The 22,545-nt window shown below is 31.7% G+C and carries 21 protein-coding genes; 19 read left to right on the top strand and 2 right to left on the bottom strand.

Annotated elements, in window-relative coordinates; genetic code table 11:
* Positions 1-64 precede the first annotated feature (64 nt).
* A complete protein-coding gene (gene dcd, locus ACLHDG_RS13335) occupies positions 65-631 on the bottom strand; it encodes a dCTP deaminase (RefSeq protein ID WP_415406737.1) in 567 nt (188 codons plus the stop codon).
* An 8-nt stretch (positions 632-639) separates the two neighbouring features.
* Positions 640-1,458: a peptidyl-prolyl cis-trans isomerase gene (locus tag ACLHDG_RS13330; protein ID WP_415406736.1), complete on the bottom strand. Its 819-nt coding sequence runs from the start codon at positions 1,456-1,458 to the stop codon at positions 640-642.
* Positions 1,459-1,573: 115 nt separating this feature from the next.
* Between ACLHDG_RS13330 and ACLHDG_RS13325 the strand changes: the two genes are divergently transcribed.
* The 19 genes from ACLHDG_RS13325 (at position 1,574) to ACLHDG_RS13235 (ending at position 22,533) form a co-directional block, all read left to right on the top strand.
* A complete protein-coding gene (locus ACLHDG_RS13325; protein WP_415406735.1) occupies positions 1,574-3,964 on the top strand; it encodes a multiheme c-type cytochrome in 2,391 nt (796 codons plus the stop codon).
* A gap of 141 nt (positions 3,965-4,105) precedes the next feature.
* Positions 4,106-4,393, top strand: a complete 288-nt coding sequence (locus ACLHDG_RS13320) for a putative quinol monooxygenase (RefSeq protein WP_415406734.1) — start codon at positions 4,106-4,108, stop codon at positions 4,391-4,393.
* Positions 4,394-4,396: 3 nt separating this feature from the next.
* Positions 4,397-5,572 (top strand): class II aldolase/adducin family protein, encoded by a 1,176-nt coding sequence (locus ACLHDG_RS13315; RefSeq protein WP_415406733.1) that lies wholly within the window; start codon positions 4,397-4,399, stop codon positions 5,570-5,572.
* A gap of 8 nt (positions 5,573-5,580) precedes the next feature.
* On the top strand, positions 5,581-7,143 hold the full coding sequence (gene lsrK / locus ACLHDG_RS13310; protein ID WP_415406732.1) for an autoinducer-2 kinase: 1,563 nt from the start codon (positions 5,581-5,583) through the stop codon (positions 7,141-7,143).
* A gap of 68 nt (positions 7,144-7,211) precedes the next feature.
* Positions 7,212-7,439, top strand: coding sequence for a hypothetical protein (locus ACLHDG_RS13305; RefSeq protein ID WP_415406731.1), 228 nt, complete (start codon positions 7,212-7,214; stop codon positions 7,437-7,439).
* Entirely contained in the window at positions 7,432-9,213 is a 1,782-nt protein-coding gene (locus ACLHDG_RS13300; RefSeq protein ID WP_415406730.1) for a GNAT family N-acetyltransferase, read from the top strand. Before ACLHDG_RS13305 ends, ACLHDG_RS13300 begins: the two co-directional genes overlap by 8 nt.
* A complete protein-coding gene (locus ACLHDG_RS13295) occupies positions 9,206-10,177 on the top strand; it encodes a hypothetical protein (RefSeq protein ID WP_415406729.1) in 972 nt (323 codons plus the stop codon). Before ACLHDG_RS13300 ends, ACLHDG_RS13295 begins: the two co-directional genes overlap by 8 nt.
* Entirely contained in the window at positions 10,159-11,526 is a 1,368-nt protein-coding gene (locus tag ACLHDG_RS13290; RefSeq protein ID WP_415406728.1) for an RtcB family protein, read from the top strand. The genes ACLHDG_RS13295 and ACLHDG_RS13290 overlap by 19 nt, the downstream gene beginning before the upstream one ends.
* Positions 11,527-11,528: 2 nt before the next feature.
* Positions 11,529-12,341 carry a class I SAM-dependent methyltransferase gene (locus ACLHDG_RS13285; RefSeq protein WP_415406727.1) on the top strand — a complete coding sequence of 271 codons (813 nt, stop codon included), beginning with the start codon at positions 11,529-11,531 and terminating at the stop codon, positions 12,339-12,341.
* Positions 12,341-13,684, top strand: coding sequence for a polysaccharide biosynthesis C-terminal domain-containing protein (locus tag ACLHDG_RS13280; protein WP_415406726.1), 1,344 nt, complete (start codon positions 12,341-12,343; stop codon positions 13,682-13,684). The genes ACLHDG_RS13285 and ACLHDG_RS13280 overlap by 1 nt, the downstream gene beginning before the upstream one ends.
* Positions 13,684-14,424 (top strand): PIG-L deacetylase family protein, encoded by a 741-nt coding sequence (locus ACLHDG_RS13275; RefSeq protein ID WP_415406725.1) that lies wholly within the window; start codon positions 13,684-13,686, stop codon positions 14,422-14,424. The genes ACLHDG_RS13280 and ACLHDG_RS13275 overlap by 1 nt, the downstream gene beginning before the upstream one ends.
* A gap of 101 nt (positions 14,425-14,525) precedes the next feature.
* On the top strand, positions 14,526-15,545 hold the full coding sequence (locus ACLHDG_RS13270) for a glycosyltransferase (protein ID WP_415406724.1): 1,020 nt from the start codon (positions 14,526-14,528) through the stop codon (positions 15,543-15,545).
* Complete coding sequence (locus ACLHDG_RS13265; RefSeq protein ID WP_415406723.1) at positions 15,542-16,642, top strand: glycosyltransferase; 1,101 nt, start codon at positions 15,542-15,544, stop codon at positions 16,640-16,642. Before ACLHDG_RS13270 ends, ACLHDG_RS13265 begins: the two co-directional genes overlap by 4 nt.
* A 3-nt stretch (positions 16,643-16,645) precedes the next feature.
* Positions 16,646-17,194, top strand: a complete 549-nt coding sequence (locus ACLHDG_RS13260) for a glycosyltransferase (RefSeq protein WP_415406722.1) — start codon at positions 16,646-16,648, stop codon at positions 17,192-17,194.
* A 10-nt stretch (positions 17,195-17,204) separates the two neighbouring features.
* The gene (locus tag ACLHDG_RS13255; RefSeq protein ID WP_415406721.1) at positions 17,205-17,732 is read left to right on the top strand and encodes a glycosyltransferase family 4 protein; all 528 of its coding nucleotides are present in this window, start codon (positions 17,205-17,207) and stop codon (positions 17,730-17,732) included.
* Positions 17,729-18,649, top strand: coding sequence for a D-glucuronyl C5-epimerase family protein (locus tag ACLHDG_RS13250; protein ID WP_415406720.1), 921 nt, complete (start codon positions 17,729-17,731; stop codon positions 18,647-18,649). The genes ACLHDG_RS13255 and ACLHDG_RS13250 overlap by 4 nt, the downstream gene beginning before the upstream one ends.
* On the top strand, positions 18,625-19,647 hold the full coding sequence (locus tag ACLHDG_RS13245; protein WP_415406719.1) for a glycosyltransferase family 4 protein: 1,023 nt from the start codon (positions 18,625-18,627) through the stop codon (positions 19,645-19,647). The genes ACLHDG_RS13250 and ACLHDG_RS13245 overlap by 25 nt, the downstream gene beginning before the upstream one ends.
* On the top strand, positions 19,640-20,395 hold the full coding sequence (locus tag ACLHDG_RS13240) for a glycosyltransferase family 2 protein (RefSeq protein WP_415406718.1): 756 nt from the start codon (positions 19,640-19,642) through the stop codon (positions 20,393-20,395). Before ACLHDG_RS13245 ends, ACLHDG_RS13240 begins: the two co-directional genes overlap by 8 nt.
* Positions 20,396-20,412: 17 nt before the next feature.
* A complete protein-coding gene (locus tag ACLHDG_RS13235) occupies positions 20,413-22,533 on the top strand; it encodes an STT3 domain-containing protein (protein WP_415406717.1) in 2,121 nt (706 codons plus the stop codon).
* Positions 22,534-22,545 lie beyond the last annotated feature (12 nt).

The raw sequence follows: 22,545 nt of genomic DNA, 5'->3' as shown, positions 1-22,545 counted from the left end.
TAAGTGAGAAAGGAGAAGCGTAACCAGTGCGGTAGATTAAACCACACTAGATATAGGGAGTTAATTAACTCTTTTTAAGAATCCTTGGAAGTGTAATACCAGTTTGACTTTGGTATTTTCCTTTTCTGTCACTATAGGTTGTTTCACACTGTTCATCCCCTTGCAAGAAGAGTACCTGAGCAATACCTTCGTTTGCGTAAATTTTAGCAGGGAGTGGAGTTGTATTTGAAATCTCTATAGTGATATGTCCTTCAAATCCTGGTTCAAAGGGGGTAACATTAACAATAATACCACAACGTGCATAAGTACTTTTACCTAAACAGATAGCCAGAGTATCACTTGGCATTTTAAAGTACTCAATAGTTCTTGCAAGTGCAAAAGAGTTAGGAGGTACGATGCATACGTCACCTTTAAAATCTACCACATTGTTTTGGTTAAAGTCTTTTGGGTCAACCACTTCTGCATTGATGTTTGTAAAGATCTTGAACTCATCAGAGACACGGATATCATACCCATAAGAACTTAACCCGTAACTTACTACACCTTCACCTACAAGACCCTCACAAAAAGGGGTGATCATCTCTTCTTTGGTTGATTTCTCTCGTATCCATTTATCAGATTTTAGTCCCATGTTTTTCCTTATTTCCTAATTACTTGAATATTTGCATTTGTTTTCATCTTCTCAAAATAGTCTTTGAGAGCTTTTCCTTGCTGCTGTTGTTTCCATTTTGCGGCGACGGCACCTCTTGATGCTTCAAAAGACATATTTACTTTGCCTTGTTTGGAGAGAACCTTATAGCTTATATATCTGTCTCCTGCATTAAAAGGACGGGTATATGAACCATCCTGAGTTTGTAAAATAGTTCCAAGCAAAGCAGGGTTGAGATCTTTTGTTGACTTCTTTACAGAACGGCTTTTTACACCTTTTTTCTTTTTTGTTTCAAGAAATTTTTTCATGGCTGCTTCAGAGGTTGAAGAGTATTCGATCATACTGATAGTTGAAGGAACGGTAAATTCTTCTTTATGATTTCTATAAAATATTTTAAGTTCATCCTCGCTTGGTGCAGTGATGGTAGCTACCACTTTTTCTTTATAGAACTTCTCTTTTTTCAGTGATTCTTTAATGGAAGAGCGATACTTGGTCCATGTTGTGCCTCTCTGTTTTAATATTTTTTGCATTTTGGGGACAGTTACATTGTTTTGTGCTGCTATTTGAGTAATTTTGCTATCTATAGTATCTTCTGAAATAACAATATTTTTCATCGCAGCTTTTTGCAGTCTGTCTTGGATGAGTAGATCGGTAGCTTGTTCTTTACTTACCTGCAGTTGTTGCTGTACTGCACGTATTTCAGCAGTAGTTACGGCTTCACCTTCAACGATAAGAGCGATTGCATCAATCATTTTTGCATGCGAAAGGGTGAGTAGTGTGATGAATCCAAGCAGAATCAGTTTTTTCATGAATATTTTCCCATATGTTATAAGTTTAGTTAAAGATTATAACATAATCGAGTAAAAACAATATGAATAGAATAGGGGTTTTAGATATAATCATCTTTTAATATAAGGCTTTGTAATGATAAGAAAAATAATCATGTTAACCGTACTTATGCATACCTCTCTTTTTGCCGAGATAACAAACAGTTGTATCAGCTGTCATGATGGGTTAGCACCCATACGTGAACACAGCTCTAAAATGATGCAAGAGATATTTAAAGTAGCAGATAAAGCAGGCGTAAAAGGAAATGACTGTGTGGTTTGTCATGGTGGTAGCCCGGACCAGGAAAAGAAAGAAAAAGCACACAGTGGAACATTGGCTTATTTCAAAACCAATAAGGGACCTAAAGCATTTTATCCTTATCCGGGGAGTCCCTGGATCAATGAAAATACCTGTGGTATGTGTCACCCTAACCAGGTAGCGGCTCAAGAGAATAACCTGATGGCTACAGAGCAAGGGAAGATCCATGGTGCACTTTGGGGATTTGGTGCAAAAGAGGGGTATAAACATACTTATACCAATTTTGGTGGTAAATCACCAGATCCGCATAAACGTTTGGGAACGGAGACGTATAAAAAGTACATGGATGAACTTGCTGCTCTTGAACCACAGGGGTTTCCTAAAGAGACAAAAGAACTTCCTCCTGCCCCTACAGCAGAAGAGATAGAAAAAGATCCGTCACTCTCTGTCTATACCTATCTTCGTCAAGAGTGTTTACGTTGCCATACTGGAGGGAAAGGAAGAGAGAGAAGAGGGGATTACAGAGGGATAGGCTGTGCTTCTTGCCATGTGCCTTACTCCAATGCAGGACTTTATGAAGGAAAAGATAAAAGTATTTCTAAAACAGAGGATGGACATATGCTTGTGCACTCCATTCAGTCTTCCCGAAAAGTGAATGTAAATGTCCATGATATCAATTATACCGGTATCCCGGTAGAGACATGTACGACCTGTCATAACCGTGGTAAGCGCATAGGTGTTTCGTATCAGGGACTGATGGAGACAGAGTATCAGGCGACCTTTGACAGTGAGGGAAATGGGCAGCCTAAACTTCATACTAAGCGTTATCTGCACCTTACAGAGGATATTCATTACTCTAAAGGGATGTTGTGTCAGGATTGTCATACATCCAATGATATGCATGGTGATGGCTTCTTTAGGGGTGCAAACCTTGGTGCTGTTGAGATAGAGTGTCAAGACTGTCACGGTACAACCGATAAATACCCTTGGGAACTGCCACTTGGTTATAGTGATGAGTTTGCCACTAAACCAAAAGAGGGGAAAGCCAGAGGAACAACTAAAACACTCGCAGAGTATTTGAAACAAGGTGCGATCCCTAAAGATAAAGGTGATGGATTCTTGCTTTCTGCTCGTGGAAATCCGATGACAAAAGCAGTGAAAAAAGGTGATAAAGTAGTCATACATTTAGCATCGGGTAAAGATATTACGCTGACTCCACTTAAAAAACTCAAAGAAGAGAAGAAGATCTCCCAAGAGGGGCTTATAGCCATGGATCAGATAGCTGCACATAGAGATAAACTGGAGTGCTATACCTGTCATGCGACTTGGGCGCCACAATGTTATGGATGTCATGTCAAGATAGACTACTCCGGAGGTAAACAAAATCCTGACTATTTGGCAGCTTCAAAACATCATGTCAACGGTAAGACGGGGGAAGTGGATAATTTGATGGATTTCCTTGTGGATGGTAAAGTAACTGAGACAAGATCTTATCTTCGTTGGGAAGACCCTGCTCTCAGTCAAAATGGTGAAGGACGAGTTTCTCCTACTATCCCGGGATGTCAAGTGACACTTACGGTTATAGGAAAAGAAGGGAAAGCCCTTCTTCAAAACCATATCTTCAAGATTCCAAATGCTGAAGGTGCTGGAGAAGAGGGTATAAACTCTATCACTATGTCCCCTGTACAGCCGCATACAGTAAGTAAGAAAGCACGAGCATGTGAGAGTTGTCATACTTCTGCAAAAGCAATGGGTTACGGTATAAACGGAGGGAAATATTTTGCAGATCAAAGCAAAACCACTATTGTTGACCTGATGACAGCAGACCAAAAAGTCTTACCGCATCAGGTAGATGAACAGATACCTGCCATACCAAACCTTAAACATGACTACTCAGTGATGATCGATGAAAATGGTACGCAAGTACAAACCGTAGGTAACCACTGGAAACTCTCACAGGCCCTTGACAATGAAACCAGATCAAAACTTGACAGAAGAGGTACCTGTCTAAGTTGTCACAAAGAGATGCCAAGTGAAGATCTTGCTGTCTCCCTGATGGTGCATACTGCTAAGTTTGCAGGTGTAAAAATAGACAACGAGATGCATAAGATGATCGTTAATAAAAGTATTTTAATGAGTGCATGGGTGCAAGTATTGGGTGGATTGTTGTTTGGCGGGGGAGTTGTTTATTGGTTTATGAGACGAAGAAGAAAGCGTAAATCAGTATAATAAAAGCAGAGATCTTTGAGGATGATACTCCTGCACAATGCAAACGCAAGCGCCCACTGAGTGGATTGAGTGCATTGCTTGTCGCATCATCCTCAAAGATTCTGAATTATTAAGTAATAAAATAAAGAGTGAGGTAATAAAATGACAATAACAAAACGAGTAACATTCATAGCCAAAGAGGGTAGTGAAGCAAAGATGAAAGAGTTACTATCTGCGATGGTAGTACCAAGCAAGGCAGAAGAAGGATGTATGTTTTATGAGATCTTTCAGTATGAAAATGATCGAAGAAAATTTATGGCAGTAGAGACATGGGAAAATGAAGCAGCCCTTGACGGACATAAAGCATCGGCACATTATGCAGTCTATAAATCAAGTTATGAACCGTACTGCGAAGATAAATATTCGGATGAACTAGAAGTATTAGGATAAAGTTTGAAAAATTTATGGGATGATAAAGAGGCAAGTAAATATACGAGTGATCTGGACTTAAGGGTTTATACTTCAAATTTACTTGGCCGTAGTGATGAGTTGGTTCTTCATGGTGGGGGCAATACTTCAGTCAAAAGTATGGTTGATGGTGAAGAGATCTTGTATGTGAAAGGGAGTGGTTGGGACTTGGTCTCCATTAAAGCTGAAGGGTTTTCTCCTGTAAAGATGAGTACACTTTTGGAAATGGCAAAATTAAAGAGTCTCTCTGACAGTGATATGGTAACCCAGCAAAAAGCAGCAATGATAGACAAGAGTGCACCAAATCCTTCTGTTGAAGCTATCTTGCATGCTATCATTCCTTTTAAAGTAGTTGATCATACCCATGCGGATGCTATTGTGACCATCTCTAATTCTAAAAATGGATTAAAACTAATTAATGAACTTTTTCCGAATTTTCTCATCATCCCTTATGTGATGCCCGGGTTTATACTGGCACAGAAAATTTATGAGATGACACAAAATTTTGATTGGGATGCTTGTGAAGGGATCATTTTGCATAATCACGGCATATTTACCTTTGACAACGATGCTAAAAGATCATACGATAAGATGATCGATGCTGTGAGTTTAGCAGAATATTTTTTAGCAGAAAATGCAGCTGTCAGTTTAGCAAGTCAAGAAGTAAATACTAAGGTTGATCTAGGAAAACTGAAGGCAGCCATCTCTAAAGCCAAAGGTTATGAGGTAACGACCAAAGTAAATCAGTCATCATTGGCCAAACATTATGCTTCACAAGATGATCTGGCTACTTTTGCTACGCGTGGTGTTTTAACTCCTGAACATATTATCCGAACAAAACGTATACCGTTAATCCTGGAGGATGAAAATATAGATGCTGCAGTTGAAGCATATATAAATGACTACAAAAAGTACTTCCAAACCTTTGCAACCGATGAGATCTGTTTGAACCCTGCACCTAATTATGTTGTAGTGAAAAATGTAGGAGTGGTTCTTTTTGGTAAAAATGAGAAAGAAGTCAATGTTCTAGGTGATGTCATAGAACACACTATGATGGCAGTTTTACGGGCAGATAAACTTGGAGGGTATGAGAGTATTTCTCTCAGTGATAGTTTCGATATGGAATACTGGGAATTAGAACAAGCCAAATTAAAAAAATAGGATAACAGATGCAATATCTCATGGCGATCGATGCAGGTACAGGTAGTGTAAGAGCAGTCATTTTTGACACCATTGGCAATCAAATATCCGTTGCACAAAAAGAGTGGGTACATCTTGAAGAGCAAGGTGTACCAAATAGTATGGGTTTTGATACTAAAACCAATTGGGATTTAGCTATTTGGTGTATACAGGAAGCACTGAAAAATGCCAACTTGCAAGGTAGTGATATTGTTGCAGTCAGTGCCACTAGTATGCGTGAGGGTATTGTCCTTTATGATAAAGAAGGGGAAGCTCTCTGGGGTGTTGCAAATGTAGATGCCAGAGCAGACAAAGAAGTACGGTTCCTAAATGAGCATTATGAAGGCATAGAAGAAGCATTTTATGAAATATCAGGGCAAACTTTTGCTCTGGGAGCACTGCCAAGAATTTTATGGTTAAAGAACAACAACCCAGAACTTTATAAAAAAGTGACAGCTATTTCGATGATCGGTGATTGGATCTTGGCAAAGTTAAGTGGTACTATAGCTACGGATCCAAGTAATGGAGGCACTACAGGTATCTTTTCTTTGGAAAAAAGAGACTGGGAACCAAGTATGGCAGAAAAAGTAAGCATAAAAGCAGATATATTCCCTCCTTCATTAGAATCTGGAACAGTTATGGGTACAGTAACACCACAGGCTTCAGAGCAAACAGGATTAGCCACTTCTACCAAAGTAGTAATGGGTGGGGGAGATGTTCAGTTGGGTGCAGCAGGCTTAGGTGTGGTGAAAGAAGGACAAGTTGCCATACTTGGTGGTTCTTTCTGGCAACAAGTAGTCAATATACAAAGTGATACTATGCTACCAAAAGATATGAGTATCCGTGTTAATCCTCATGTAGTAGAAGGTCTTTCTCAGGCAGAGGGTATTACTTTCTTCTCTGGGCTAGTTATGCGTTGGTTTAGAGATGCTTTTTGTGAGATGGAAAAGCAAGAAGCCAAAGAGAGAGGTATTGATACATATACCGTCTTAGAAGAGAAAGCCAAACAGGTCCCTGTAGGTTCATACGGGATACTCCCCATATTCTCAGACAGCATGAAGTACGGCAAATGGTACCATGCAGCACCTGCTTTCCTAAACCTTTCCATCGACCCGAAGGTGTGCAATAAAGCTTCCATGTTCAGAAGCTTAGAAGAGAATGCATGCATCGTCTCAGCGATCAATCTAGAGAAGATCAAAGCCTTTGCCAACCTAGAGATAAAAGAGATAGTTTTCGCAGGGGGTGCAAGCAAAGGAGCACTTTGGTGTCAGATATTGGCAGATGTAACAGGATGCAAGATAAAGGTTCCTAAAGTAACAGAAGCCACTGCACTTGGGGCAGCGATGGCAGCAGGTGTTGGTGCGGGGATTTATGAGAGTATTGTCAAAGCAGCAGAAACGTTAGTTGTATGGGACAAAGAATATCTGCCAAACAGTGAACACTTTGCTAAATACGCTGCCATAAAAGAACAATGGCAACAAGTCTATGCCAATCAGTTAAGCCTTGTGGATAGAGGACTAACCCAATCTATGTGGAAAGCACCGGGGGTGTGAATAAAGTACTTTAGTGAGTAAGGGTTTTTAGGTATAATATTTAAAAATTATAACACAAAGAAGAGTTAATGAAAATTTTTTTATTAGTTTTTGGAATAAGACTAGAAGCTATAAAAATGGTACCTCTTGTAAAAGCTTTTGAAAAAAAGAATTCGATAATATCAAAAGTATGTGTAACTGCAAATGTACTTTTGGGTATGAAGGATATGTTGAGTGATTTTAACCCAGATATTGTTTTGGTACATGGTAATGGTAAGGCTTGTCAGAGAATTGTGGAGTATATAAAAAGTGTTTAAACTTGATATTCAAAACATAATTGAAACTATAAATGATACTTTAGCTATGGATTTAACAATAAGCAAAAAGTTTGATAAAAAGACCACAGCTCGTAGCTTGATAAAATATATGTTGATCGACAATAAAAATAAGAGATATTTACTTGAAATTGCTACAAATAATATAGAAATATTTTATTTTAAACGAACTATTGAACACCAAGAAAAATTCAGTAAATTAAAACATAATTTTAAATTAAATATGCCTTTATATGTTCAAAGTGGCAATAAACTCTCTTATGCTTTATATGAGTATTTTGATGATATATCTTTTTTTTCAAATAGCAAGCCAATAGATGAACTGGTACAGTTTTATGAAGAAAACAGCATAGAGATAGAAACTACAGATGAAAATATTGATAAGATTTTAGCTAACTTTTTAAGTGCATGGCCAAATCAATTTCATAGTATGATAAAAAGACAAAAAGAATTTCAAGACTATGAAAAAGAATTAAGACAATTCACGACTATAAAAGTGTTTTATGAGCATGGTGACTTTACTACAAATAATATATTTAATGTTTCAAATGATTTATATCTTACGGATTTTGAATTTACTAGAGATTTTCAGCCTATTGGTTTTGATAGTTATGATTATGCAACATCTACAAAAAATATATCTAAATATGAAAACAACTTTTATTATAAAGATTTACATAGTCAAAAATATAATCTTATAGAGAAAATAAATAAGAAAGTAGATAACAATGATATAGATATAGATATAGAGATTTATAATAATTTAGATGATTCAATATTAAAAGAAAATTGGATTAAATTATATAATAAAGGTGCTAATTATAATTTATCTTTTGTTTGGTGTAATACATGGTTAAAGCATTTTAAAAAAACAAATCAAGATATTTCTATATTTACAATTTGGAATGATAAAAATTTAGTCTTTTTAGTTCCCTTATACAAAAGCAAAAATAACTTATATTTAATTGGTTCAAATCCAGATCTATTTGATAGTTTTGGTCTTTTGTACGAAAATGAAAAATATATAAAACAGTTTTATGACTTTATATTCAAGAACAATTATAATATAGATTTTAGATATTTAGATGCAGATAGTATGATTGCTAAAGTATTGATAAAGTATCTTTATCAAAATAATATCACTTATGATAGCAAAATAATAGATACCAAACCAAAAACTGAGTTTAATTCATTTAAAATTAAAACAAAAAAAAATAGTGATATTAAAAGGTGTAAGAACAGAGCTATTAAAAATTATAAATCAGAATTAGACTTTACATTTTCTATTAAAAAAGATGATAATACTTTAAGTGAGTTTATACAAATACATAAAGAGCGATGGCATGGCGGCCCTTTTCAAGATATAGAGAATTACGATTTATTTATAAAAGATATTAGTCAAACAGATTTAGTGATTTTATCAAAACTCTATATTAAAAATAAAACAGTAGCTTATCATTTCGCTTATATGGATTCTAACAGTATTTTAAACTCTGCTATCCCATCTTATAGTAATAAATACAATGATATTTCACCTGGAAAAGTATTACTCTTTGAAATACTAGAATACTGTAAGAATAATAATTATAAAGTGTTTGATTTTGGTAGAGGTGCGGAGGAATATAAATACTGGTTTTCAAATGAAAGTAGTATATTGTTTCATATCAAAACTTATTCAAATTCAAATATATTGATAAAGCTTAAAAATTTATCAAATAAGATTTTCAATAAATTAAATAGGATATTTTATGCATAATATTAAATGTATTTTTCCATTAATTGGTAATATTTCCATTGATATTAAAAGTAGCGATTTATTTGAATTTACAAAAAGACAATTAAAAAATTATATTATTTCACAATCTTCAATTCCAAATATAAAATCTTTTGTATCTTTAAATGTGCCAAGTATTAATAATACAAATTTTGAAGATATTACTTTAAGCAGAGAGATAAAATTTAAAGATAATAAACTTAATATAAGTAAAAAATCAAAAATACAAACTCTAAGTTATAAATATAATTTTAATGATAGTTTAACTTTAAATATTGATCTAAAAAAGAAAAGTTTGTATTATCTGAAAAGTTTATTGAGTTCAAAATACAGTATAAATCATATTTTGTTTTATCAAACTATTTTATATCCTATTTTTAGTTTATATGCTATGCAAGATAGTTATTCTTTAGTTCATGGAAGTTTAATAAAAATTAATGATAAATATATAGTTTTGACCGGACTTGATGGAGTTGGTAAAAGTTCTTTATCACATGAACTCTTACTAATGGATCATAAAATATTAGCAGATAATTTTGTTTTATCGAATGGAAAAAGTTTTGTAGGTTTAAATATGCCAATTCGTTTAGATTTAGAAAATGATACAAAAGAAAATATCATATATGAAGATGATAACTTAAAAGAAGTTTTGTTTGATTTTAAAGAAGATAATGCTGTGGTAGTCGATAATGTTTATTTTTTATCTATTAGTGAAAATTTAGCTATAAAAGAGCTGGATAAAAATATAGTAACTCAAAACTGGCATCTTATAAATAATGGAGCAGGAGAGATACTTGAAGCTAATCTTTTTAATCTTCCTTTTTTATATCAGAATAGTTTGACTAAAAGTTCAGATATTGGTAGTTATAGAAGTTATTCATTTTTTATTCCAAAAGGTAAAATAAAAGAAGCGGTTGAGGAGCTAATATGTCAATTAAATATTTAGTAGAAGAGAAGCTAATACCAGATGATGGTTCAAAAAAAATAATAGAAAATTTTTACAGTAAAACAGATGATAAAACATTGGATTTATTAATTTATCCTGATGTGCATTATAAAAAAGGTGCAAGGGTGGTAAATGGTATGCTAACAGCTAGTGAGACATCTATCTATCCAGCTATGCTAGGCGTAGCAAATTGTGGTTTTACTTTTGGGATAATAGAAAATGTAAGTATTGATAGTAGAACAAAATTAGAACAAACATTTAAAGAATATTCAAAGATACTAAAAGCATACAATTATACAGAAGTATACAGTAATGATGAGATATATAAAATATTTTACAACTATTTAGATAAGTTTTATACAGATACAAAATATAAAGAATTATTTGAATTTATTGGTATTAACTCAATAGAAGATTTAAAAAATAGTGTCAAAGACATATTTAATAATAAGCATATAGAAATAGCAGGTAAAACACTAGGTACATTAGGTGGTGGAAATCATTTTTTTGAGTTGCAGTATGTAGAAGAGAGTTATGACGATCAATACAAAGAGGGTGATATTATATTTATACTTCATAGTGATTCTATATCTGTGGGAGATAAAATAAATTTGTTGTTTTCAAACTTAAGTGAATTAGATCATCTTGCTGGAGTAAAAGGTAATTTGAAAAAAATATTACATAGAATTAAGCAGATGCAATACTTCACTTTAAAAAATGGTCTTTTTTTTAAGGAACCAAAAGAGATATTAAATTTACTTTACTCTCAAGATGATTTTAGAACTATAGATGCAAATACAAAGACAGGAAAAACTCTAGTAAAAGCTTTTTTCTTAAGTACAGTATTTGGAGATATGAATAGGGATATGATTTTAAAAAATTATGAAAAGATAGCTAAAGATATATTTGGAGATATAAAAATAAATATCATAGCTAGTCATAGCCACGACTCCTTAATGGTAGAAAAAAATAATGACAAGATAAAAATAGTACAAAGAAATGGTGTACAATGTATAGTAAATGATCAAACTTTTATACTTCCAGGGGCTTTAGGAACAGAATCATATCTAATGTCAAATCCAAATAATGAAAGTACTTATTATTCATCAAACCACGGAGTAGGAAGATTTTTAGATAAGCATGTAGCAAAAAAAGAGTTTAATAATGAAAATACGGAAGAAGAACTTAAAAAAAGAAATATGAAACTTTATAGAGTGGGTAAAGGAAATATCAGTGAACAAAACCCAAATGCTTTTAAAGATGTGTTTGCAGTAACAGAGATGATGAAAAAAGAGAATCTGGGTGGTAGGTTAGCAAAACTTAGACCAATCTGTTCAATGAAAGGCTAAATATGAAAGTTAAAATAAATTATGGATTAGAGGTAAAAGAGCAATGGAATAAAGTTTGGGAAGATGATAGTATTGAAAGAAATCAATCAAAGCTAGATTATCCTGAGTATTGGGAATTATATGATAAATATATACCTAAAGATGGAAAATTACTTGAAGCAGGAGTCGGTCTTGGTAAATGGTTAAACTATTTTCAAAAAAAAGATTATGATATTGTTGGAATTGATTATTCAGAAGTAGCTGTTAAAAAATTAAAAGTTTTTGATAATAGATTAAATGTTGTTTATGGAAATGTTACCGATATCCCTTTTGAAGACAATACATTTGATGTCTATCTATCTTACGGTGTATTAGAGCATTTAGAAGATATAAAAAATTTAAAAAAAGCAATTTCAGAGATTCATAGGGTTTTAAAAAAAGATGGGGTTGCATATATAACAATACCTAATCTAACAATATTCAACTATATGCATTTTATAAAAAATAAAGTAGAAAATAATAATTTAGTTAGAACTTTATTTGGGAAAAGGGCTATAGAATCAAATTTTTTTGAATATAACTATACTGAAAAAGAGTTCTTATCATATTTTGATTCAGATAAGTTTGAAATATGTGAAGTTGTACCAGAAAATATTCCATTAGTTTTAAAAAGATTTAGTTTTTTTAGAAGTAAAAATACAAGCGTAAAAGATTTAGATACTAACTTAAATGAAAAAGGGTTAGATCTATGGGGGAAACTTCTTAGAAAACCCAATAATTCTTTTATTAGACGACAGTTATCTCATTTATTAATATATGTAATTAAAAATAAATAATGACAAAAAAAATTCTTTCAAGTACTGGATATTTATCCGCAACATCATTGATAGAAAAAATAGGTGGATTTATAATCATACCTATGCTAACTGTTGCTTTAACATCTAAAGAGTATGGTTCTTTAATGTTAGCAGTTAGCTATGTAGGTGTGATTATGCTATTTATTTATAATGGTTTACATAGTGCTTTGTTTAGATGGTATAGTATGTGGCAGGAATCTTTTGATAAAAAGTTGTATGAAAAGTATATATTTTATATTGTAAATTTTGTAGGAATTTTTGTAGTATTGTTTTTATCTTTTGTTCATACTAAACTTTATAATTTAGGTGAACTTTTAAAAGTTGATTTTTGGTTGTTTATGGCAACTTTAATATCTAGTTTAATGATGGTTAGTTATAGCCTTAAGAGTAGTGTTTGGATAATAGAAAATAAACCATACTTAAACTTAGTATTTATGACAATAAAAACTATCTTTCTTGTCGGGGGTGTCTATTTATTTATCAATATTTATCCGTATGCAATCACTAGACCAATCATAGAGATAATAGTAGTAGGTATTTTATCTATGTATTTGATATACACCTATGTTTTTAAGTACCCATCACTTAATAGTGCTGAATTTATTGAAATAAAACCTGTGTTAAAAGAATCGTTGGTTTATGGCTGGGGATTACAGGTAAGTCAAATTGCTTTTTGGGTAATAACTTCTAGTGATAGAATAATGTTGGCAAATCTTACCAATAATGAGTTTGTAGCTTATTATAGTATTTTAATGATAGGCGTTACTGTTATGTTTATCGTTGTAGCTTTCAATAACTCTTTTAGTGCCTATTACAATAAAATGATCAGTGAAAATTTATCAATGAAAGAGATAAATCAATATATATTTACTTATTTGCTTTATGGATTTTTAGCAGTACTTGTATATAAATTATTTTTATTCTATTTTTCTGATAATATTATTTTAATATTATCTACAAAAGAGTATTTGGTAGTTTCAAAATATATGTATTTGACTTCTGATATTTTACTGTTTTATTTTGCTTATTTACTTTTTAGTAGATATTTGCATGCCTATAAGATGGTAAAAGCTGTTATATTTATTACACTATTTTCAGCTATTTTAAATGTAGGGTTAAATTATATTTTGATTCAAGAGTATGGAATATTGGGTGCATTGGTTGGCTCTATTTTAGCATATCTTAGTATGGGGATAGTTAGTTTTATATTGATATATAAAAAGATAGAGTTTCTCTATATGAAAAATTTATTGGTACTTTTTATAGGTATTGTTGCTGTAAATTTTGGTATTGATATATTGTTGTATAAAGGTGGTTTGTAGTGATAAAAAAAATAAAGAAAAAATTAAAACAAAATATATTTAAAAAAGTGATAAGTAAAGTATTTAATTTTTATAAAAATTTAGAGACAAGCTATCCTGAACCATTAGAGATAAAAGAAGATGATAAAATTCTTATTTTAGCACCTCATGCTGATGATGAATCTATTGGATGTGGAGGATTGTTATTGAAGTATGCTAAGCAGTGCGATGTGATATTTTTAACAGATGGAAGATATGGAGATAATGACATTGAGCCTAAACAAATGATCGAGATAAGAAAGAATGAAGTTATTTCTGTTATGAAAAAACTGGAAGTAAATAAGTTTAAATTTTTAGATATAGAGGATACAAAACTAGATAGTGGATATGATATATTTAAAACAATAAACTTTAATCAATATGATTATATTTGTATTCCAAATAGTTTAGATCAACATCCAGACCATAAAGCAGTAAGTAAACATATCCTAAAAGCATTTAAAGAAAAGAGAATACAAAAAGATATAAATATTTTGATGTATGAGATATGGGGAACATTACCACTGCCAAATTTTTATACAGATATAAGTGATATAATCGAAAGTAAAAAAGAAATTATAAATATGTATCATTCTCAAGTCAAGCATATAGATTATGCAACTAAAATAGGTGCATTAAATGAGTATCGTGGGGTAATGGTTACTAAAAAAAGTATTGAAGTTTATATGATAGTCAAAGTTATGTTTTTAATAAATGTATGAAGGTGTTTTGATTGTAAAAATATAATTTTGTATGTTAAAATATATTAAGAACCAATATTATATTTGTGGATAATTTATGTATATAAAAGGAAGGTAAACAAGTGAAAATATTATTTACAGCTTTTTATACTTCAGAATTAGGTGGAGGAGAAACAAGTTTTTTAAACTTGATAAATCACCTTTCTAAAAACAAGGATAATGAACTATTAATCATTGTTCCGAGTCATGGAGTGTTTATTGATAAAATAAACAAAACAGATAATTTAAAAATTGAAATAAAACAAAATTTATATGAAATTATATTCATGACCCATGAATTTGATTTGGCAATACATAACTATATAAATTATGGTAAAAAGTTTTTATTTTTACCTTTTGCAAAGATTAAAAAACATTCATTTATTTGTCATGGTTTATGGGATATTCCTAAATATAGTAAGTTATTTTTTCTAAAATTAAAAAAGGCAAATTTATATTGTGTAAATGAAGAGATCTTTTATAATATCAATTATAAGGATAAACAATTAATTAATTTAGGTATAGAACTTAATAAATTTAAGGTTCAACAAAATAAAACTAATATGATTAATATAGGTGTGATTGGTAGATTTCAAGATATAAAAAATCAGTTATTCGCTGTTGAAATATTTAGAGAACTCAATATAAAATATAATAACTTACAACTATTTTTTATAGGTGATGCTGCATTTACTCAAGAGAGTATAAAGTATAAACAAAAAGTTATAAAAAAAGTTGAAAATATAGATTTAGGTAATATTTTTTTTATAGGCAATAAGAATAACTATGAAGTATTTGATGCAATTGATATTGTTTTTATTCCTTCAAAGTATGAAAGTTTTGGAATGGTTGTCATAGAATCATTAGCAAATGGAGTTGTTTGTTTAGCTCCAAATATAGGAGGTCCAAAACAAATTATGAAAGATAAATTAAGTGATTACTTATATATTCCAAACGAAAAAAAATCAGCACTTGAGAAATTTATATATCTAATTACTAATTTAGAAAAAACAAAGCAAGAGTTTAGAGAGAAAGGACAATATTTTAAAGATAAGTATAATATTGAGAATACAGTTAAGACTTTATTAGAAGGTGATAAGTGAAAATACTATATGTCTTAGACTTTGAACCTTTTTGTGAAGATAAAGATGGACTTACAAAAATATATTATAATCTCATAAAATATATATCAAAAAATAATTATGTTGATCTATTGATAGTTTTAGAAGATAAAATAGATAACGTAGATAACTTTTATAATGTCAAAAGTATATTTTATGAAACTATAAAACTTTCAAAATTTGAAAAAAATATCAATAGGATCAAGTATGAATATGCTACTACATTATCTAAAAATAAAGTAAAAATTCTTTATGATAAATATAATATGAAACAATACGATGTAATACATACAGCACATTTATTTTTTTCGAATATTTCATTTTATCATAGTAGTATAGTTATTGGAGCTACAGATGCATCATCTTTAGCAATGAGTGAAAATACTCTAAGAGAGAAATTAAGAAAATTTTATTATAAAAAAATTGAGGATGTATTGTCAAAAAAAGACTTATGGATACATACTGTCACACAAAGAGATTATGATAGGTATAAAACTGACAAAAAATTTATTATTACAAATGGAGTAGATAGCGAAAAATATAGATCATATAATGTAGGTAAAATAAAAAAAAGTTTTGTATTTCATGGTAACTTGGATTATAAAGTAAATAAAGATGCAATATTTTATATGAGTAAAGTTTTAAAAGATATTGGTTGTAAATATAAATTATATATCGTAGGTAGAGGAGAAAGTGAAAGTTATGCTTTTTTAGATAATGTTGTCGTAGTCGGGGAAGTAGATAATATAGCTAAAGAGATTAGTAAATATGAGTATTATTTGATATTAATGACTACAGGAACAGGTGTTAAAAATAAACTATTGGAAGCTATGAGTTGTGAGTGTAATATTATTGCGAACAACTTGGCAATTAATGGCTTAGAGGATATAGAATATTTAAAGCATTCAATAAATCTTATAGATGATTATGATGAGATTAAAAATATTATTTTAAATAAAGTAGATAAAAATGCAAGGGATTATATATTGAAAAATTATACTTGGGAAAGTTTTGCAAATCAATTTATCACTAAATATGAGAAAATATGGGAATCCAGTTTATTAGTAGGAAAAAAATAACAAATGAAAAAAATAACAATATGCTATATAAATGTAATGGATAATTATAGTGGTGGTGAAATAGTATTGCAAAGGTTGATACGAGGGTTGGATAAAAATTTATTTGATATAATTGTCTATACAAAAAATACAAAATTTGTAGATACTTTAAATTGTAGAGAGTGCAAAGTTGTAGTATTTAATACACAATATCAAATGAAATTAAAAAGAGGTTTTATGTCATTGATACAAGCAATAAAAAATTTTATCGTTTCTGCAAAATATATGTATGAGCTGAAATATAAATATAAAGTAGATATTGCTCATTCAAACTCATTGACATCTAATATTTATTTTGCAATTTGGGCAAAAATATTTAATATAAAGTTTATAGCTCATTCTCATGAGATTAGAGATGGGTTAGTTTATAGTATTTTACATAGATATATTGGATTTTGTTCACATAAAATCATTACGGTATCAAATACCGTAAAGGATAATTGGATGTCTCATGGTGTCAATAAAGAAAAAATAGTGACAGTTTATAATGGATTAAACAGTGATTTTTTCTAACATAGCCTCATTGTCAAAAACGAAAGGTATAGATTTATATATACAAGCTATTGAATATTTAGACAACAAAGATATAAGATTTGATATAGTAGGACAAGCCTCAAAAGTTGAAGAAAGTTTTGAGATATCTATTAAACAGTATGTTATGGAAAAGAGACTTAACAATATACAATTCCAAGGTTTTATAAGTAATATTAAAATATATCTTGATCAGCTAGATGTTGTTGTCCTAACATCTATTGTACCTGATTCTTTACCCACAGTGCTGCTTGAGGGATTGGCAAAAGGCAAAGTGTTGATTGCTTCAGATGTTGGAGGTGTAAGAGAAATTGTAGATGATAGCTATGGAAATATCATCATACCTCCAAATGATGTAAAAGCTTTAGCTGAAGCTTTTAAAACTGTTTTGACATATGATGAGCAAAAATTAGAAGAGGTACGAATAAAAAATATAGAAAAAGCAAAAGAAAAGTTTACTATTGAGAAACAAGTAGAAATGATGACACATATCTATTTGGAAATGATGAGAATAAAATGAATATCTTTAGCCATGGAAAACCAATAACCATTTTACAATACTTTACAAGCAAATTTGATGATTATTGGCATATTCTCTACCCCGTGACAGATCCACTAAAAAGAGAGCAGGATCACTATCTCTATTTTTATGATATTTCACGAAAAGCATTGGACTATGATGGTGATTTTTCGAATGAGGGAATATATCTCTTTGAGGGGTATGATGGTAAATACCATCTACATCCTTTGGAGTTGGCTCAGTACTCTTTAGCTTGTTGGTTAGCTTGGCGAAAAACAGATGATAATATATGGGTAAACAAAGCTATGCTTCATTGCGATTGGTTAGTTGAGAATCAAGAAAATGACGGATCATGGAGGATTGAACATAAGAACCCTAAATACAGTGATCTTCCTTCTCCGTGGCCATCAGGTATGGCTCAGGGACTTGCAATCTCATCATTGCTCAGGGCATATCGTTATACAGGAGAGGATAAATATTTCAAGTGTGCCAAGAGAGCTTGTGATTTTTTAGAAGTAGATGTTGGTCATGGTGGTGTCAAAAGAGAGTTTGATGATGTTTTTATCTACGAAGAGTATCCAAGAAAGCAATTGAACGGGGTACTAAATGGATATATCTCAGCGGTTTTAGCTTTATATGAATTATCCCAAACGGATAGTGACTTTCAGGATATCTATTTAAAAAATATTCAAAATCTCAAGAAGATCCTTCCAAAATTCGATAGTGGTTTTTGGACATATTATGCACTTGATGGTGTACTTTCCAGCGGATTTTATCACCGTTATGTCATTATTCAGCTAAAAGCATTGGCATCTATTGATCAAGAGTTTGGTGTTTGTGTCGGAAAATTTGAAAAGTATCTTGATTGTACAAACTGTATCTTCAAGGCATTATGGTTGAAAGTCAAAAAGAGATGAAAAAAGCGTTGATCGTAACCTCGGAGTTTGGCAGAGAAAAAGGCGGTATACAAAATTGGATGTTTTATGTTCATACACTTCTGGATTTGCACGATTTTGATATAGATGTATATGCGTATAAAGAGGATAATCCATTTAGAAAGCTCAAACAGTTGTTACAGTCACAAATCTATTTATTGGCAACCTGGAAAATGACACTATTTATTATTCCTCCCCTCTTTCTAAAGCAGAAAACAATTTTTATTTTTATACATGGCAATGATATACTCAATTTAAATAGGTTTCAGAATTTTTGGCTTAACTATCTATGCAAGCAGCCACAAATTTATTTTATTGCAAACAGTCAGGCGGTTGCACAAATATTTTATCAAATTACAAAACGTAAAATCGATCTTATACAATATCCATTTTTAGAGATAGAGGAGAAATATCCTGAAACAAAGGTCCATAAAATACCTGTTTTTTTGACAATCTCCCGACTTGTAAAACGTAAAAATATTCATCATGTGCTTTTTGCACTGCACAAGCTGAAGAGTGAGGGGCTACAATTTCAATATTATATTGCAGGGAAAGGCGTAGAGAAAGAAACACTTATGAATTTAGTTGAGACATTATCATTAAGCCAGGAAGTTCAACTTTTAGGTGCTGTATCAGAAAAACAAAAAGAGGAACTTTATATAAATAGCGACTACTTTTTGCTTCCTTCTGTATATGATCAGGCAGATGGTTCTATTGAAGGTTATGGTATCGTTTTTATTGAAGCGAATGCTTATGGGTTGCCTGTAATCAGTGGAAATACCGGAGGTATGACAGAGGCTGTCAAAGATGGTGTGACAGGTTACCAATGTGATGGTACTGTTGAAGATATTGCACAAAAAATAAGAAAAATGCTAACTACATTGTTTGATGGTTTTGCACTCTATGAGCATGCTCGGAAACATGACTATCTAAAACAGAAACAATTTTTGCATTTCATTGAAAAGAGTCTTCATGGATAATATAGAAGTATCGGTTATTATGCCCTCTTATAATTCAGAGCAGTTTTTACCTGCAACGATTGATTCTGTGATCAATCAAACTTTTACAGAGTGGGAATTGATCATTATAGATGACTGCTCCCCGGATAATTCCAACAAGATCATTGAAGATTATATGCAACGAAGTAAAAAGATCAAATTGATTTCATTAGAGAATAACAGTGGTCCGGCTATTGCACGAAACAGAGGTATTCGGGAAGCGAAAGGGCGCTATATCGCATTTTTGGATAGTGATGATCTTTGGCATCCAGATAAGCTTTCAAAGCAATTGTCCTTTATGAAAGAGCAGGATATTCCCTTGAGTTTTACAGGCTATGATCGTATTGATGAACAAAGCGGCATGGTTATTGATCAACTCCATGTACCTTTTAGGGTTGACTATGATGAGTTGTTGAAACAAAACATTATCGGGTGTTTGACAGCGATGTATGATACACAAAAGCTTGGGAAAGTGTATATGCCTGATATTCTCAAGCGTCAGGATTTTGCTTTGTGGTTGACAATTCTGAAAAAAATTTCTTATGCATATGGATTGGATGAACAATTGGCCTATTATAGAGTTCGCACTGCTTCAGTTTCTAGCAATAAAATTCTTGCAAGTAAATATAATTGGAAACTTTATCGGGAAGTTGAAAAACTACCTTTACATAAAGCTATCTACTGTTTTGGATGGTATACTTACAAAAGTATTTTAAGATACAAAAAATAAGATCAATAGAGGAAATGATGCAAAATAGTCACGAGATCAAAGAAAAAGTCCCCCTTAAGTATTTGTTACTTCTCATGGGGTTGGCATATATTTTTAGTTTTGCAATACGTATGATATGGGTGTATCAGTTTCAAGGGAATGATCAGTTTCTTTGGAATGGTCAATTAATGATCAATACCAATGATGGTTATACTTGGGCGGCAGGGGCACAAAATATTCTTTATGGGTTACATGAAGATAACCCGGGAATACGTAATATGTGGGCTAATGGAATTATATTTTTCACAGTACTGTTTGTAAAGATCACACCATTTAGCCTAGAAACAATCATCCTCTATATGCCTACGGTGATATCCAGTTTGGTGGTCATACCTATTATTTTAATAGCAAGGTTGTACAATCAGGCACTTTGGGGCTTTTTTGCTGCACTGCTTGGGTCTATCGCCTGGAGTTATTATAATCGAACTATGACAGGGTACTATGATACGGATATGTTCTCTGCTATGGCACCAATGTTTATACTTTATTTTTTAATGAAAAGTACAATGGACTTTACTCCAAGATCTGCCCTGTATGCTGCTATTGCGATAGCACTTTATCCATTTTTGTATGATGCTGGGAAATCTATTGTTTACGCAATGGGTATCATTTATGCACTTTATATGATGTTCTACCATCGTCATGATAGAACAACTTACATCTCTATGGTTTTAGTATTTGTTGCACTGGTTCATTTTCCTTTGGTTGCACCAGTTAATTACATTGTAAAAATAGGTGTTTTAACTGTGTTGTATCTTTTTTTGAAGAAATCGAACATTGAACAGAAGAAATTGATGATCGTTTCAGGTATCCTTTTCCTCCTATTTATGTATTTTGGAAATGTATTTGGATTGATATTAAGCAAGGTTATGGGTTATATCTCCACTGGTACCGCAAGTGAAGGTTTGCATTTTTATGGAGTAAGGCAAACTATTAGAGAAGCAGGGAAGATTCCTTTTGAAACGTTTGCAAATCGTATTTCAGGTTCACAGATAGGAGTGGTCGTTTCATTTATTGGATATATTGTTTTAGTCATGAGACATAGAGCTTTTATATTGGCATTGCCGCTTATTGGTATAGGTGCCTTTGCATTATGGGGAGGGCTTAGATTTACAGTTTACGCTGTGCCTGTAGCTGCAATATCTGCTGTATATCTCTTTTTTGTATTAGGTGATCTTTTCAAGGAGAAGAGACTTAAGTATGCTTTTGTTGTAGTTGCAACGGCTGCGATGATCTACCCAAATATTACACATATCATTGGATACAAGGTCCCAACAGTACTCAATAAAGCTGAAGTACAGGATTTGGTAAAGCTTGATAAGATAGCCAATGATAAAGATTATACCCTTACATGGTGGGATTATGGATATCCTATTTGGTTTTACTCTAATACAAATACACTTATTGATGGAGGAAAGCATCAAAATGATAATTTTATTATCTCCAAGATCATGCAAACATCCTTACCTGAGTTTGCGGCTAATTTAAGTCGTTTGGCTGTTGAGACTTATGTAGATGCCAACTATTCTAATGTTGCCGATACTATGTTTAAAAATGGAAAAGAAGATCAGCTTGATCCAAATTTACTTCTATCTGAACTAGAAGATGGAGCCTATAAACTTCCCAAGAAGACAAGAGATATTTATCTTTATCTTCCTTACCGTATGTTAAGGATATTCCCTACAGTAGCAGTCTTTGGCAATTTAGACTTAACCACAGGAGAAGCAGAGAGAAAAATTTCATTTTATCCTACCAATGCAATAAGTAATAAAGAGGGTGTTATTGCTTTTGGAAATGGTATTACTTTTGATGCGAATAAAGGTGAGATCACCCTTGGTCAGCAGAAAAAGCAAGTGAAGAATTTCATTGTTACACAAAATACAAAACAAGGTAAGGTGCAACTTCAGTCTCAGCTTTACCATGCTGATGGAGAGTATGCCATTGTCTATATGAAGAGTTATGGTACTTTTGTGGTGATGGACGGCGAAACGTTTAATTCAACTTATGTACAAATGTTTATGCTGGAGAAATATGATAAAAACCTTTTTGAATTGGTTGTGTCATCACCTTATAGTAAAATATATAAACTTAAAATATAAGGTAGAGTGTAC

Source organism: Sulfurovum iocasae, from assembly GCF_047716765.1.
In the GTDB taxonomy this organism is placed as follows: Bacteria; Campylobacterota; Campylobacteria; order Campylobacterales; family Sulfurovaceae; genus Sulfurovum.
This window is presented reverse-complemented; position numbering and strand designations above follow the sequence as displayed.

What these genes read in the sequence shown, in the direction of transcription:
- dcd (WP_415406737.1), bottom strand. Translation starts at nt 631, where the DNA reads ATGGGACTAAAATCTGATAAATGGATACGAGAGAAATCAACCAAAGAA.
- ACLHDG_RS13330 (WP_415406736.1), bottom strand. Translation starts at nt 1,458, where the DNA reads ATGAAAAAACTGATTCTGCTTGGATTCATCACACTACTCACCCTTTCG.
- ACLHDG_RS13325 (WP_415406735.1), top strand. Translation starts at nt 1,574, where the DNA reads ATGATAAGAAAAATAATCATGTTAACCGTACTTATGCATACCTCTCTT.
- ACLHDG_RS13320 (WP_415406734.1), top strand. Translation starts at nt 4,106, where the DNA reads ATGACAATAACAAAACGAGTAACATTCATAGCCAAAGAGGGTAGTGAA.
- lsrK (WP_415406732.1), top strand. Translation starts at nt 5,581, where the DNA reads ATGCAATATCTCATGGCGATCGATGCAGGTACAGGTAGTGTAAGAGCA.
- ACLHDG_RS13305 (WP_415406731.1), top strand. Translation starts at nt 7,212, where the DNA reads ATGAAAATTTTTTTATTAGTTTTTGGAATAAGACTAGAAGCTATAAAA.
- ACLHDG_RS13295 (WP_415406729.1), top strand. Translation starts at nt 9,206, where the DNA reads ATGCATAATATTAAATGTATTTTTCCATTAATTGGTAATATTTCCATT.
- ACLHDG_RS13290 (WP_415406728.1), top strand. Translation starts at nt 10,159, where the DNA reads ATGTCAATTAAATATTTAGTAGAAGAGAAGCTAATACCAGATGATGGT.
- ACLHDG_RS13285 (WP_415406727.1), top strand. Translation starts at nt 11,529, where the DNA reads ATGAAAGTTAAAATAAATTATGGATTAGAGGTAAAAGAGCAATGGAAT.
- ACLHDG_RS13280 (WP_415406726.1), top strand. Translation starts at nt 12,341, where the DNA reads ATGACAAAAAAAATTCTTTCAAGTACTGGATATTTATCCGCAACATCA.
- ACLHDG_RS13260 (WP_415406722.1), top strand. Translation starts at nt 16,646, where the DNA reads ATGAAAAAAATAACAATATGCTATATAAATGTAATGGATAATTATAGT.
- ACLHDG_RS13250 (WP_415406720.1), top strand. Translation starts at nt 17,729, where the DNA reads ATGAATATCTTTAGCCATGGAAAACCAATAACCATTTTACAATACTTT.
- ACLHDG_RS13245 (WP_415406719.1), top strand. Translation starts at nt 18,625, where the DNA reads ATGGTTGAAAGTCAAAAAGAGATGAAAAAAGCGTTGATCGTAACCTCG.
- ACLHDG_RS13240 (WP_415406718.1), top strand. Translation starts at nt 19,640, where the DNA reads ATGGATAATATAGAAGTATCGGTTATTATGCCCTCTTATAATTCAGAG.
- ACLHDG_RS13235 (WP_415406717.1), top strand. Translation starts at nt 20,413, where the DNA reads ATGCAAAATAGTCACGAGATCAAAGAAAAAGTCCCCCTTAAGTATTTG.